The organism is Psychrobacter sp. H27 (assembly GCF_059072655.1).
This window is the reverse complement of sequence record NZ_JCACRX010000001.1, coordinates 1,054,585-1,068,432: the sequence shown is the minus strand read 5'-3', so window position 1 is coordinate 1,068,432 and position 13,848 is coordinate 1,054,585. Positions and strand designations below refer to the sequence as shown.

The following is a 13,848-nucleotide window of genomic DNA, read 5'->3' as shown; positions in this document are numbered from 1 at the left end:
AAAGCAAATGTAAATGCAAACGGTGGATTTTATGAACATCAATACGATACCAGAAATCATTGAAGATATTAAAGCAGGAAAAATGGTCATACTCATGGATGATGAGGATAGAGAAAATGAAGGTGACCTCATTATGGCAGCAAGTCTTGCCAAACCTGAAGATATTAACTTTATGATTACACATGCAAGGGGTTTGGTTTGTTTGACACTGACCTCTGAGCGCTGCAAACAATTAAACTTACCGTTGATGTGTAAAAACAATAAAGCACCTTACAGTACAAATTTCACCGTTTCAATTGATGCCGCAAAAGGCGTCAGTACTGGCATATCAACGGCAGACAGAGCTCAGACTATCAGAACCGCTGTGTCCCAAGACGTTACCTGTGATGATGTTGTAACCCCAGGACATATTTTCCCACTCATGGCTAAAGAAGGCGGTGTCTTAGAGCGTGCGGGTCATACTGAAGCAGGTTGCGATCTGACGAGACTGGCTGGCCTCGAGCCTGCTGCAGTCATCGTAGAGATCATCAATCAAGATGGTGAAATGGCTCGTAGAAATGATCTTATCAAATTTGCCGATACCCACAGTTTAAAGGTCGGGACCATAGATGAGTTAATCAAATATATTAAGTCTCAAGAGGGTGCCGATAGTAAAGGCAAAGTTGAATATATCGAAGAAGCGCTGGCACATGAGTATTGTGAAAGCGATGAGCGCATCGCTGAGCCAAGTTAGTAAACCTAACGTAACTCTAGAATAGTAAAGCCATTAGCTGTTTTTATAGCCATTTAAATTTCACTACAATTGGACGGTCACCTATGTTAGTCAAAAAATATCCTTGTAAGAACGACTCGTCAAAAACGATCGTATTTAGTTCAGGTTTAGGCGGACGTGCTGACTTTTGGTTACCTCAAATTGAGCGTTTTACCGAACATTATCATGTGGTTTGTTACGAACAAGAAGGGGTATTGCCTAATAGCGAACGCTTACCTGACAATTATTCTATGCAAGATTTGGCAGCGCAGTTAATTGGAATTTTAGAAGCAGAAGGGCTGTCTAATTGTCATTTCGTCGGTCATGCGCTTGGCGGGTTCATTGGTATGGAAGTCGCTCATAAGGCACCAGAGCTATTAGACAAGTTAGTTATCTTGAATGGTTGGGAGAGCCTAGACCCTCACACTATCAAATGTTTTAGTATGCGAACCAGCTTGCTACAAGATACAGGGGTAGAGGCGTTTGTACGCGCGCAAGCGATATTCTTGTACCCACCGATCTGGATCTCAGACAACATAGAAGCACTCACACAAAAAGAAGATAAAGCCATCGTCAACTTTGCACCAATTGAGAACGTGCTAGCGAGATTAAAAGCTTTGCAGGCTTATCAGCCCCTCATAAATGCCAAACATATTAAAAACAAAACGCTAGTGTTGAGCAACCTTGACGATGTTTTGGTGCCATGGCAACGTGGTCTGGCGTTAGCCGGTAGTATGCAAAACACCCAGTTTGAGTTAATGCTGACAGGTGGACATGGTAGTACAGTCACTGAGACCTGCTCAACCAATAGCAAAATCCTGCAATTCCTATCCAAAAACTAAAGTCAATGAGGAAGTATTATGACTGATTCACTATCGTTATCTTCAGAAGATCTTGATCAACTGTTTGGTAAGGCCAGATCCTTTAACGCTTGGCAGCAAAAAGACGTGCCAGATGCGTTACTTGAAGAGATCTATCACTTGGTTAAAATGGCGCCTACCTCAGCCAATTGCTCACCTGCACGGTTTATATTTCTCAAATCTGATGAAGCGAAAGCGCGCTTAGAGCCTGCACTATCATCAGGCAATATCGAAAAAACCATGACAGCACCCATCACTGTCATTGTCGCTCATGATGAAGCGTTTTACGAAGAGCTTCCCAAACTATTCCCGCATACGGATGCCAGATCATGGTTTACGTCTAGTACCGAACTTGTAAAGGAAACAGCGTTTAGAAACAGCTCTATGCAAGCGGCGTATCTTATCTTGGCGTGCAGAGGGTTGGGGTTAGATACGGGTCCCATGTCTGGGTTCGATAACGATCTGGTGGATAAAACCTTTCTTAAAGACAGTAACTGGTCCTCAAATCTACTCATCAATATAGGCTATGGTGAACCCGATCAGTTGTATCAGCGCTTGCCAAGATTAGATTTTGATGAGGCTTGTCAGGTCTTATAAAGCCTGTTATTCATACAGTGTGCTGTCTTGCCACGAGTAGACTGAGTCGATGACAGTTGTAGAGAGAGCTATTTTTATTTTGGTTATCCAAAAAATAAGCCACCTGTTTATACTTAGCAGGTGGCTTATTTATGAGGCATAGCACAGCTGGCTTGTCGCTAAGGCAGTGACTGTAGTTGCTGTGCTTAAACTCGCGCTCTCAAGTTCCTGTGCTTAAACTCAAGTTCCTAAGTTCTGTAAAGCACTTTTACCACATGCCATCCAAATTTGGTTTTGACTAGATGCGGAGTGAATAGCTCACCGTTGAAACAAACCTTGTCAAATGGTCCTACCATTTGACCTTTTTTGAACTCACCTAAGCTGCCGCCTTTCTTACCCGACGGGCAGGTCGAGTGTTTTTTCGCCAGCACATCAAATGCAGCGCCTTTTTTAAGTTTGCCGATAATGTCTTTAGCCAGTTCTTGGTCTTTTACTAAAATGTGTAGTGCGCTAGCGGTACGAGCCATAATCTAAACCCTGCATAAAATATCGATTGTCAGGATATTATAGCATTACTTACTTTGGTTACTAAGTTGAATTTAATATGGATATTGCTCAAGAGTAGGAGTGGTAATGAGTCGTTTATAATAGGATTTTAGCATTTGTTGCTATCATTATTAGACCACTAATCACCATCAAAATCAGCAGCATTACTCTAAACTGACTAATGCTAATGCCTGCCAAAAAGCGTTTGCCAATAACATTGCCAATCACAGCGCCCAATCCTAATACAAGAGCATACACCCATATCTTGACGGTAAGTATCCCAAAAAAGGTGTAGCTGACGATTTGTACAATACCTACGAAGAAAGAATTCGCCGTTTTGGTCGCAATAAGGCTTTCTTTTTCTAGTCCAGCATTCATATAAAAAGGATTAAGAATAGGGCCGAGACCACCTACTAATGTGCTCATAAAAGCAATGGCAAAGCCTACAGGTACAAAACCTACTTTTGGCATATCAAATGTTTTACTTACTTTGCCAAATTTGTATTGGAAAATAGTAGAGACTAAAAATGCACCAACCAATAATTGAATCCAGCCTGCGTCCAAACGACTAAACACCAATGCGGCAAGCCACGCGCCTACGACAGCGCTTGGGACATAGTACTTAGTCAATGACCAATCAATATCATGCCAGAATAGATAAAGCCGCGAGGCATTACTCATAAAGGTAGCTACGTTGATCACAGGAGGTGCAACCGCTGTCCCTATCATCGAAGAGGTGACTGGTATCAGCAGCATAGCACCGCCACCACCTGATATGGTGGAGATAATAAAAGCGACTATACCAGCGAAAAATAAGCCTGATAAGTGCCAAGTTGGGATGGGTTGTAGTAAGTCTAAAACAAAGAGCACTATAAAATCCTATTTTATAAGTGACATCAAGTAGTGATGTTTTGCTGATTTTGGTCAGCTGAAAAAAGAGCTAGGAGTGTTAAATAACTGTTGAAAGTAGAGTAAAAATATCTCTAAAAAAACGGTGGTCATACATAGAGTATAACCACCGCCGGAGAGACATTTAGAGACGTACTAGCAATAATTTATGCAGCAGTCTTTTTGAAGCGTTTACGATAGATTTTGCGAATAATTGGCATAAATACCATCAGTAAAGCAAGTACCCATAGTGACATGGTGATTGGGCTACTCCATAGAATAGACATCTCACCTTGAGAGATAGAAAGAGCGCGACGTAGGTTGGATTCCATCATTTCTCCCAGTACATAACCTAGAATAAGCGCTGATAGAGGGAAGTGTAGCTTACGTAAGAAATAACCAAATATCCCAAGCCCTACCATGAACACCATGTCAAACGTGGTGCTATTAATAGAGTAGACCCCAACGAAACTAATAGCGGCGATCGATGGTATTAGGATATAGTTTGGTACATTAAGTAGTTTAGAGAACAGGCCAACTAGCGGAATATTCATTACTAACAAAATGACGTTACAGATGAACAAGGAGGCAATAAGACCCCAAACAATATCAGGCTGCTCTGTAAATAGCTGCGGACCTGGTGTGATATTGTACAAGGTCAATGCACCCATCATAACCGCAGTCGTACCAGAGCCGGGGACACCCAAAGTCAACATCGGTACAAATGAACCACAAGCTGAGGCATTATTAGCCGCTTCTGGAGATGCCAGACCACGCAAATCGCCTTCACCAAACTTACCACTATCACCCGCAATTTTGCGCTCACTAGCATAGGTCATCGCACTGGCGATCGTCGCACCTGCACCAGGCAAAATACCGACGAAAAACCCCATAATGCCACTACGTATCATGGCACCAAAAGCAAACGTGAACTCTTTTAGATTGAATAGACTGCGTTTACCTTGCTCGATGATTTTCCCACCAGTACTGGTTCTCTCAAGTAGGATTAAGATCTCACTGACACTAAAGAAACCAATAACGATGGTCGTGAACTGGATACCATCCGACAGATTGACTGAATCAAAGGTAAAGCGGTAAATACCAGTCACTGCATCGACACCGACAGTGGCCAGACCTAAGCCGATCAATGCTGAGACTGCTGTCTTAATCGGTTGATCGCCGACCAAACCACTCAAGCAAGTAATGGCGAATACCATCAATACAAAGTATTCAGCAGGGCCGAAAGACACCGCCCATTTGGCTAATAGAGGTGCGAACAAGACCACACCAATGGTCGCAATCGTAGAGCCGAAGAAAGAGGCTACTGCAGAGATGGACAAGGCGATACCTGCTTTGCCTTGTGTGGCGAGTGGGTTGCCATCCAATGAGGTCATAACTGCCGCGGCAGATCCTGGTACGTTGAGCAAGATAGCAGAGATACGTCCACCATACTCACAACCGAGATATACTGCTGCGAGCAAAATAAGAGCACTCTCTGGTGGTAGACCCAGCGCAAAGGCAAAAGGCAACAGTATCGCCACACCATTGATAGGACCCAGACCAGGCAACATACCCACGATAGTACCAATAAAGGCACCAATTAAGGCAATCAGTAAGTTTTTGGGTAGGGTAGCGACCGCAAAACCGTGCATTAAAAAATCAAAAGTTTCCATAATCGCTATCCCATTATTCCTGATAGTATGCCAAGTGGTAGAATTACATCCAATGCCATGTCAAATAAGGCATACAAGGCAATACTAATCACAATTGAAAAGATAAGGCTTTTAATAGGGTTGCCAGCAAACAGTAAACCAAGCGCAAAACACATCAGTGTCGTAGCAACCACAAAACCTAAAGGCTCAAAAATCAGACTATAAATCAACAATGTGCTGACACATAAAACAAGGTTTCGAATCACTACATTGTTGTAGCCCAAATCAAGTACTTTCGTAAACCGTGCTGGACGAAAAGCAATCACTAGGGTCAAAAGTGCCATCAGTGAAAAAATTAAAATAGGATAGGGCCGAGGACCGATAGGGTCATAGGCAATGGGAGCGACATAACCGATCGCTAAATAGATCAAAAATAAGCTAAACAGTCCCATCAACCCAGAGAACGCACGTTCCATTGTCATAGGAGTACTCCTTAAATTTTAAAATAAAAAGGTTGATAGATATCTCATCTGTCAACCTTCGATAAATACTAGAAAATTCAGTATTCAATCATTAAGGGAATATGATCTGAATGAGGCTATTTAGCCGCAGCATCAGTAAGACCGTACTCAGCAGACAACTCACGTAGCTCACCTGTACGCTTATAAACGTATGCTTCTAGCTCATCGCCAGTCATAGAGAATGGTAGGAGCTCTTGCTGCTCGCGTAACTCAGCGAATTTTGGATCGGCCAACATGGTGTCAAATGAGGCTTTCCACCAGTCGTAAGCGGCAGGACTGACATCTGGACCCATGTAATAGCCACGGACCACCGGCCAAGTAACGTCGTAGCCTTGCTCTACAGCAGTAGGAATATCAGCCATCGTACCGCCCAGTCTTTCATCTGCAAACACGGCCAATACTCGTAATTTACCAGCAGTGGCTTGCGGCATGATCTCAGCAATACCCGCACTAACGACGGTAATATGGTTACCCATCACGGCAGTAATAGCTTCGCCGCCACCTTCCATAGCAACGTAAGTCATGTCGCTAGGCTTTACCCCCACTGCTTTAGCCAAAATAGCGGTCTGCATCCAGTCTTGACCACCAACACTACCACCAGCGGCGAAACTAACTGCTTTGGGATCTGACTTGAGCTCGGCGACCAATCCTGCTAGATCCTTGATTGGTGAGTCAGCATTGACAGCGATGGCACCATAATCAGTACCAACCGCTGCGAGCCATTTCACGTCTTTTTCAGTGAATTTGCCGAATTTACCCTGTGATAAATTGAGGATAGACCCCGTTGAGAAGGCAATAATGGCGTCGTTGTTAGCGCGATCATTGGCAACGATTTTGTTGTAAGCAACAGCGCCAACACCGCCTGGCATATAAGTGACTCGCATTGGATCTTCTAATAGACCAGTATCTCTTAGACCAGCCTGAGCAAGCTTGCACGTCAAATCAAAGCCGCCACCTGGTTTTGCAGGGGCAATACATTCTGGACGTGAAGGGGCATCAAAACCGGCATCAGATGCTGTCGTTTCGGTTTTATTACAGGCGGTGAGGGTTAGTACTGAGAGGCCAAGAGCCAGATAGGATAGTTTTTTCACACGACACTCCTTGTGTGTATTTTCAATTAAAACTCAATAAAATTCTGAGTGAAGCTATAGCGTTATTGCAAAAGAAATTCAGGTCACACCGATATAGGTTGCTGAATTTCATAACAGTGCGCTTTTTAGTGTTTTGCAAAAGTAACAGAATATTTTAAGAATAACAAGAAACATATGTATGTATATATGAATTTTATTTTGATATAGTGGTTCAAGGATTCGCTAATCAAGACTCTATTACACCAATACTAAAGAGTGACAGAAATATTATTAGTATTTATAAGTGGATAATTAAGACAGTAAAAAAAAATAGATATGTTTAAATATGAGCACAGCAGTGCACGTAGGTGATAGTGATACCTACATGCACTGCTGTGCTATAGCAAGATATAAAGGATTGCTTAATTAGTGATTACTTAGTTAGTAATTATTTTGAAAAGTATAATAAGAAAATTGAGTCACATATAAGATAGAAAGCCTAAGGGTATTGAAGACTCTTATAATATAGTTGTTCAATGAAGATAATAGCAGGTCAAGAGATGAGTGAAAGCTAAGAGATAAGATACTAAAATACGAGCTGTATGACTAAAACTGCTAGCATTCCAACAATGATACCTAGGGGGACTGCTTTAAATAATAGCGTATTCAAAAGCTGGTTTTTGTCTATATGTACTTGGGCGGCGCCAAGTATCAGGCTACCTCCTGACGAAAAAGGAGAAATAGATGAGCTTTGCGCACCTATCACAATGCAAATAAATAGTAATAAAGGATTTAATCCAGAGGCAATGGCTAGGGCAGGAACCATAGGGAATAGAGTTGGGGCGACCACGCCAAGCGTACTGGCAAATACTGACATGATTGCGCTGATGATGAATACTAAAATTGGTATCATCCAGATAGGTACATTGGTACTGAGCCATTCTGTTAGCTCATAAATAACGCCTACCTCCACACCAAGGCTGATCAACATTCCGACCCCGCAGATCATGATCAGCGTATTCCAAGGTACTAAAGCAATGATTGTTTTTTCGTCACCTAGTTTCAAAAACAAGCTAACCATGGCGAAAAAAATAGCGATAAAACCGATGTCGATTCTAGCGTTCAAAAACTCGATGGCCTCTACGTTTGGTATTAGTAGGTTTAGGATAGGTGCAATAAGCACCGTGGCCACCATAATAAATACAAGTACAATAGATTGTTTTTGCTTACGATCTAAGGGCTCGGGTGCTATAGCTTGGATCGCTATCTTGCTATTTTTGGTATTAATAAAACTATAAATACCTAATACTACTACTGGTGTCAAAAAGGTAACCACAAAGATGCCCAAAGCATAAGTGAACGTATTGTCATTGGCGACGCCTGCTCCGCGCATGAGCTCTCTAAAAATAACGCCACTTTGCGAAGTGACAAAGTTGGCTCCGGCTAGGGCACCATAGTTGACTGAAAGGGTGGCCACCACAATATTGAGGTTGGTTCTTTTGGACAACAATAGAATCATAGGCGCCATGGTGGCTAATACGGTGTAATAACCAGCCCCTAGGCCTGCCACAATTGTAGCAACAAAGAAAATAGCCAAAGGTAATGAGGATGGGAAATGTCTGCATTTATAGATCAGATGACTGCATAATTTCTCTAAAGCACCATTGGCTAGAGGAAAGTTATAAAAGAGTGTAACGGCAAAAATAACAAAGAAAATCTTAAGAGGCCACAGCTCAATAATTTCATAAGCGCTAAGACCCATACCAAAACACCCAATCAGGTATGAGAACACAATGGCAAATAAGCCGATATTAATTTTGGTGGTATAGCCGAGCGCGATAGATATTACAATAGCGGCTAGAACATAGAGAGTCATAGCTGCTCCTTGGTCTCAAATATATGAATTCTACAAAAACTCATACCAATTTTTATAGAGTAACGAGCAGCACGATGATATTGACAAACGACGTTCTAGATTAGAGAATCGTGTAAGTTTGGAATTTACGTTTGACTGAGTAGAATAATAGCAAAAAAGCAATGCAGATTGGCTAAGATTAACCGTAAAAAGCAAGACAAGCGTTAGTATGGTAATACTATAGAAGATTTTTAGATGTCGAGTGGGTAATAAGCCCTGTCTCAATCTCTAAGGTTAAAGCGTGCTCTAAGAGAATATTGTGGTATATAAACCTTTCCAAATAGCGGTGACAAAATGTTAAAAAATTTAGAAAACTTTAAAATGCCAAGATACGAGCAAGTAAGATGGCATATTCTGACGCTACTGACAGAAAGTAAGTGGGATGAAAATACACCCTTACCAACAGAGCAAGAGTTTGCAGATAAATATCAAGTATCAGTCGGAACGGTTCGCAAAGCGGTTGAAAAACTAGTAGAGGATGGCGTATTAACTAAATACCAGGGTAGGGGTACTTTTTTGAAACGACCAGATTTTGAAAGTTCTTTATTAAGGTTTTTTAAATTTCGTGACCAAGATGCTGGTTATGCGACACCGAACGGAGTAGTCAAAAAGGTGATCGTCATAGAAGGTATTGATGATATTAACCAAAAGCTAGATATTGGTAAGAATAAAGCACTCATTTACATAGAGCGTATGCGTATTATTGAAGATAAAGTGCTACTGAGTGAGAAAATTTGGTTACCTAAGAGCCGTTTCAAAGCATTTATTGACTTGGCGCCAGAAGATTTCGAAAACCTTCTTTATCCATTTTATTACACAAAATGCGGTCAGTTTGTTTCTTCTGCTGTAGAAACCCTATTCTTCATAACCAATCATATAGATCCCTACCTAGCCAATACTAAAGAAGAAAACTTAGTAAAGGTATGCCGCATTGCCAAAAATCTAGAAGGTGATCCCATCGAATATAGAGAGTCATATGGACTAGCAGAAAAGTTCAGTTATGAAGTTAACATTGTTTAATAGATAAGAAGTGGTTGAGAGGAAATGGACGATTTAGGTTATCTAGAAAAACATTTTATAAGCTAACTTTATGGTAAGACTACAAGCTTTGTAGAGGCTTTTTACTGACCGCGAGCCTATGGCAAGTAGTCCCATTAAAACAAGCTATTCATCGACTAAGAGGATGAAGTACCTAATTTCCTATTCCCTTGAGATATGTTCAAGTGAGTCATAAGTCATCCAAACTAGGTATCAAGTAATGACGTCATATCTGAACAATAACACAGCTGCCGTTGATGCGACCAATAGTCCAAGAAATATAAATAGCAAAATATTATTGTGGGTTAGCTTTTCTTCAAGCTCAGAGTAACCTAAATTATCGAAGGTAATGTAATCCTCGTCACGACTGAGGTTAGAGTAGTCAAAATTCCTCACACATTCGATGAAGTGCTCAACGAACCAATAGGGCCATTGCTCAGGTTTGAATGGTGATATCTCTCCTAATTGAGCATGATCAGACAGTCTATGCCAATTACTAGCGCTCAAGTTGAGACTGTGCATACGCCAATCTTCAAAGCGGCACTGACTAACTTGTTCAACAGCAACGACGCCTACTTTTTTATGGTTATTATCTTTAAATATTCTTTGCATAAGAGAAAACACAACATCTTTTCCGCCTTCTAAGCATTGAAGAAAACTTTTTTCGTCATTGCATAGAAATCCCGATATTTTATTGTCTCTGTTATAGACATCTGAATGGCTCTGAATATGCTCAAATACAGACCTGTCTAGAGTATTTACTTTACTAACATAGATGAGTCTTACAAGGGAGTTTGATGGAACACCCTTCATAGATTTTTCTAGTCTCCTATGGCTTTCTATCTTCATTCATGCCCTCTTTTAATAATATATTTTAATTTTTTATTCAAATTGCCTCTTATTTTAAATGATTTTTGCATTATAGGTTTGTTTTACCGTGTGAAAAGTCTGCTTTTCCGTCCATATTTTTAAGATTAAGGTATAAAATGTCTGGCTAAGTCGTTGGTTCTACGAACATTACTTCTAGCGATTCACTATCTTAGATGTATAGCGGGTCTTCATACGTACTCTTTTAGGCTGCTGCTATAAATCCCTCAATGGCATAGCGCTAAATTTTTTTATGATGATATCAGCACATTGCTCAGGTGCTTCCATCGGTAGCAAATGTCCATTATCTGGCAGCTCAATGATCTTGTTGATGGGCACCAGATGCTGCCAAACTTTACGAACATCGTCGCTGATAAACATGGAAGGCTTGCCAACGATAATGGTGTAAGGCAAATTAATCGTATTAAGCTTTTTTAAGGCGTCATTGACAAAAGGCGTGTCGAAGTAGCTCGCCAATTCTTGCTCAGGGGTGAAAAGCAAACTATATTGCCCTTGCTTGTTTTTGATGAGACTATTTTTTGCAAAGACATAAAGATTGCTGTCATTGATGCGTTTAAAAGCGCGATGTGCCCGTAGATAGTCATAGTAGGATTCCACGCTTTGCCATTGTACTTGTTTAGCTTGTGTACTTTTGAAGGGCTCTCGACTCATTTTTAAGTCGTCAGGTGCTGAGTTCATCGTGAGCATCTGCGATTTGGTAAAAGTAACGGGTTCTATCAAATATAACTGCGAAAATAGTTCTGGACGTTTGGCTGCTGCAATAGCGGTAGCAGTCGCGCCTTGAGAGTGTCCAATACCTACGACAGGTTTATCCTGTGTCTTCTCCAAAAAATCAATCAATATATCAGCATCCTGCTCGCGAGTCAGCTTTCTGAGGGATGGTAGATCGTACCAATAGCCACGCATGGCGAGACTGTTGATAGTAAATTGCTCACTGAGCGTGGTTAATAGCGGCAGATAGACACCAACTGCAAAACCGTTGCCACCATAAAAATGTGCAGGAGGTAATGGGACGTTTTCATCATTATTAAACAAAGCGGATAAGTCATAATAGCGAGCTGTTTTATCACCTAGAGTCATTGCCCGTTCAAATGCTTGCATAGTATTGGCCTTGTTATTTGTCAACTCTCAAAATTTTCATCGATTATCAAAAGCAGGTTGAGTAAAAACTATCTTTACGCTCATTACTGCCTATCAGCTGATTATTGCATATTAAACAAGTCGTGGTGTCATGCGTGTATAGTTTGCCATCAGACCCAATGATACGACTTTCAGTCATTGTGGTTTGTTTCCTGACATAGATGATATCAGTCTCAGCAAAACCAACTGCCATGTACGCTGCCCAATGGATTGGAATGTTGTTGACCTGGTCGACCTTGAATGACTTGAGGCAGGAATGGTAACAACACTCATGTATTCTTTATTGGCACGTTTGATAACTTTATTATTGTTATGCTAGAGGATTTATCAAGAAGCTAGATGTCTATCTGATAAATCCTCTATGTAGTAAACGGATATATGCTTCGCAGTTGTGTTGATTGGGCTGCACTTAGAACAGACTACGTTAAATAAGTTAAGAGAGACAAGTGGTTATTCTTGAGCAACTTTTAAAACGATTTTACCGACGTGTTTCTTTTCTAAGAAAACCTCTTGAGCAGCATGTATCTCTTTTAATGGAAAGGTACGCGCAATGATTGGGGCTATTTTACGTTGCTCGATGCAGTTAACGAGGTTTTGGAAGACTTCAGGTTGAAGTACAGTACAGCCATAAAAAGTTAAGTCTTTTAGATAAAGTGTTCTGATATCCAGCTCAACCAATGCGCCTCCAATCGCGCCAGACACAGCGTACCGACCTCTTGGTTTTAGCAATTGTAAAAATTCAGGCCATTGCCTTCCTGCGACCAAATCAATCACGACATCAATGCAGTTTTCGCCTATTGCATCAACCAAGTCACCATCTCGAGGTATCACTTGATCCGCTCCAAGTTCTAGCAGCTGTTGGTTTTTACTTGGACTGGTGATAGCAATAACATAAGCGCCGCGCGCTTTTGCCAGCTGGACTGCTGCTGATCCAACACCGCCTGAAGCGCCGGATATCAACACCTTGTCATACGACGAGACATTCGCTCGCGTGAGCATATTCTCAGCAGTAGAATACGAACATGGGAACGAAGCCAGCTCGACATCAGAGAGCATACTATTTACGGCATAGGCATGTTTGGCAGCGACTACTGTATATTCAGCAAATCCACCGTCACACTCTGAGCCATAGTAACCAGCTGAGTTCAGTGGTTGACCATCGATTTCATGAATACAAGGTTCAACAAGAACCCGTTCCCCAATACGTTCACGACTAATATTAGCACCGACTGCTACTATCGTACCGCAGACATCTGCACCTTGGATACGAGGGAAGCTCATTGCAGTGCCAGACCAACTGGCATCAGCGCTACTGCTATTGCCTTTCGAGTACCATGCCGCTCTGGTATTGATATCTGTATTATTGACCGCTGCTGCAGAAACTCGGATGAGTACATCATCTGAAGTGACAGTAGGGACAGGAATATCATCACGGTATTTGAGCATCTCTGGGCCACCATGACCGATAAGCTGGACACCTGTCATTGTCTTTGGGATCGGTTGCATCATTTGTCTTCCTCTAAAAGTGTTGATAGTGTGCGCTGGGCTGAGATGATGGCCTTTGTTCCTAATACAGGCCATGAACTCGTCACGCCTTCATGTAACAAAAAGATGGCCGTCGCAAGATCTTCTCTCTGACTTTGTTGTCCCAAAAAGTGCCTGACTTCTTGTTTGTGCTTCTGCACTGAGCTTGCAATCACTGGATCATCAGGAAAAGCTGCCACAGCACTCATAGACATGCAACCGTGTGGTGCGAACGCTTTCATCCATTGTTCGAGTCTGTCAAAAATATGAAAAATAGAAGCTATGCCAGGAGGAGGTGATTCATTGAGTAAAAAGTCGAGATATCTTTGATGGCGATAGTCCAAGGCAGCAACGACCATCATCTCTTTAGAGGGATAATACTTATACAGTGTTCGTAGGCTTACATTACATGCTGTCTTGAGCTGAGCAACACTTGGCTCGGCAAAACCATATCGGCTAAATGCCTTTTCGAGCTTAAT

Annotated in this window: 13 protein-coding genes and 2 pseudogenes; 4 read left to right on the top strand and 11 right to left on the bottom strand. The window is 41.6% G+C overall.

Annotated elements, in window-relative coordinates; genetic code table 11:
• Positions 1-31: 31 nt before the first annotated feature.
• The 3 genes and pseudogenes from ribB to AC5JPY_RS04200 form a co-directional block, all read left to right on the top strand.
• Positions 32-640: pseudogene (gene ribB, locus AC5JPY_RS04210) on the top strand (3,4-dihydroxy-2-butanone-4-phosphate synthase); the annotation flags it as partial.
• Between the two features lie 176 nt (positions 641-816).
• On the top strand, positions 817-1,593 hold the full coding sequence (gene rutD, locus AC5JPY_RS04205; protein ID WP_493852176.1) for a pyrimidine utilization protein D: 777 nt from the start codon (positions 817-819) through the stop codon (positions 1,591-1,593).
• A gap of 18 nt (positions 1,594-1,611) precedes the next feature.
• The gene (locus AC5JPY_RS04200) at positions 1,612-2,208 is read left to right on the top strand and encodes a malonic semialdehyde reductase (protein WP_493852175.1); all 597 of its coding nucleotides are present in this window, start codon (positions 1,612-1,614) and stop codon (positions 2,206-2,208) included.
• A 227-nt stretch (positions 2,209-2,435) separates the two neighbouring features.
• On the opposite strand, the gene AC5JPY_RS04195 is transcribed toward AC5JPY_RS04200, so the two are convergent.
• The 6 genes from AC5JPY_RS04195 to AC5JPY_RS04170 form a co-directional block, all read right to left on the bottom strand.
• Positions 2,436-2,714 (bottom strand): peptidylprolyl isomerase, encoded by a 279-nt coding sequence (locus tag AC5JPY_RS04195; RefSeq protein WP_443527114.1) that lies wholly within the window; start codon positions 2,712-2,714, stop codon positions 2,436-2,438.
• Between the two features lie 115 nt (positions 2,715-2,829).
• The gene (locus AC5JPY_RS04190; protein WP_493852174.1) at positions 2,830-3,603 is read right to left on the bottom strand and encodes a sulfite exporter TauE/SafE family protein; all 774 of its coding nucleotides are present in this window, start codon (positions 3,601-3,603) and stop codon (positions 2,830-2,832) included.
• A gap of 185 nt (positions 3,604-3,788) precedes the next feature.
• Positions 3,789-5,294 carry a tripartite tricarboxylate transporter permease gene (locus tag AC5JPY_RS04185; RefSeq protein ID WP_443527116.1) on the bottom strand — a complete coding sequence of 502 codons (1,506 nt, stop codon included), beginning with the start codon at positions 5,292-5,294 and terminating at the stop codon, positions 3,789-3,791.
• 5 nt (positions 5,295-5,299) lie between these two features.
• On the bottom strand, positions 5,300-5,755 hold the full coding sequence (locus AC5JPY_RS04180) for a tripartite tricarboxylate transporter TctB family protein (RefSeq protein WP_443527117.1): 456 nt from the start codon (positions 5,753-5,755) through the stop codon (positions 5,300-5,302).
• A gap of 116 nt (positions 5,756-5,871) precedes the next feature.
• Positions 5,872-6,885: a Bug family tripartite tricarboxylate transporter substrate binding protein gene (locus tag AC5JPY_RS04175; protein ID WP_443527118.1), complete on the bottom strand. Its 1,014-nt coding sequence runs from the start codon at positions 6,883-6,885 to the stop codon at positions 5,872-5,874.
• A gap of 565 nt (positions 6,886-7,450) precedes the next feature.
• Positions 7,451-8,740: an SLC13 family permease gene (locus AC5JPY_RS04170; protein WP_493852173.1), complete on the bottom strand. Its 1,290-nt coding sequence runs from the start codon at positions 8,738-8,740 to the stop codon at positions 7,451-7,453.
• A 333-nt stretch (positions 8,741-9,073) separates the two neighbouring features.
• Between AC5JPY_RS04170 and AC5JPY_RS04165 the strand changes: the two genes are divergently transcribed.
• On the top strand, positions 9,074-9,799 hold the full coding sequence (locus AC5JPY_RS04165; protein WP_493852172.1) for a GntR family transcriptional regulator: 726 nt from the start codon (positions 9,074-9,076) through the stop codon (positions 9,797-9,799).
• A gap of 231 nt (positions 9,800-10,030) precedes the next feature.
• On the opposite strand, the gene AC5JPY_RS04160 is transcribed toward AC5JPY_RS04165, so the two are convergent.
• The 5 genes and pseudogenes from AC5JPY_RS04160 to AC5JPY_RS04140 form a co-directional block, all read right to left on the bottom strand.
• On the bottom strand, positions 10,031-10,630 hold the full coding sequence (locus tag AC5JPY_RS04160) for a BLUF domain-containing protein (RefSeq protein ID WP_493852171.1): 600 nt from the start codon (positions 10,628-10,630) through the stop codon (positions 10,031-10,033).
• A 270-nt stretch (positions 10,631-10,900) separates the two neighbouring features.
• Entirely contained in the window at positions 10,901-11,806 is a 906-nt protein-coding gene (locus tag AC5JPY_RS04155) for an alpha/beta fold hydrolase (protein WP_493852170.1), read from the bottom strand.
• Between the two features lie 489 nt (positions 11,807-12,295).
• Complete coding sequence (locus AC5JPY_RS04150) at positions 12,296-13,354, bottom strand: alcohol dehydrogenase family protein (RefSeq protein ID WP_493852169.1); 1,059 nt, start codon at positions 13,352-13,354, stop codon at positions 12,296-12,298.
• On the bottom strand, positions 13,351-13,578 hold the full coding sequence (locus AC5JPY_RS04145) for a hypothetical protein (protein WP_493852168.1): 228 nt from the start codon (positions 13,576-13,578) through the stop codon (positions 13,351-13,353). The genes AC5JPY_RS04150 and AC5JPY_RS04145 overlap by 4 nt, the downstream gene beginning before the upstream one ends.
• 150 nt (positions 13,579-13,728) lie before the next feature.
• Positions 13,729-13,848, bottom strand: a pseudogene (locus AC5JPY_RS04140) (TetR/AcrR family transcriptional regulator); the annotation flags it as partial.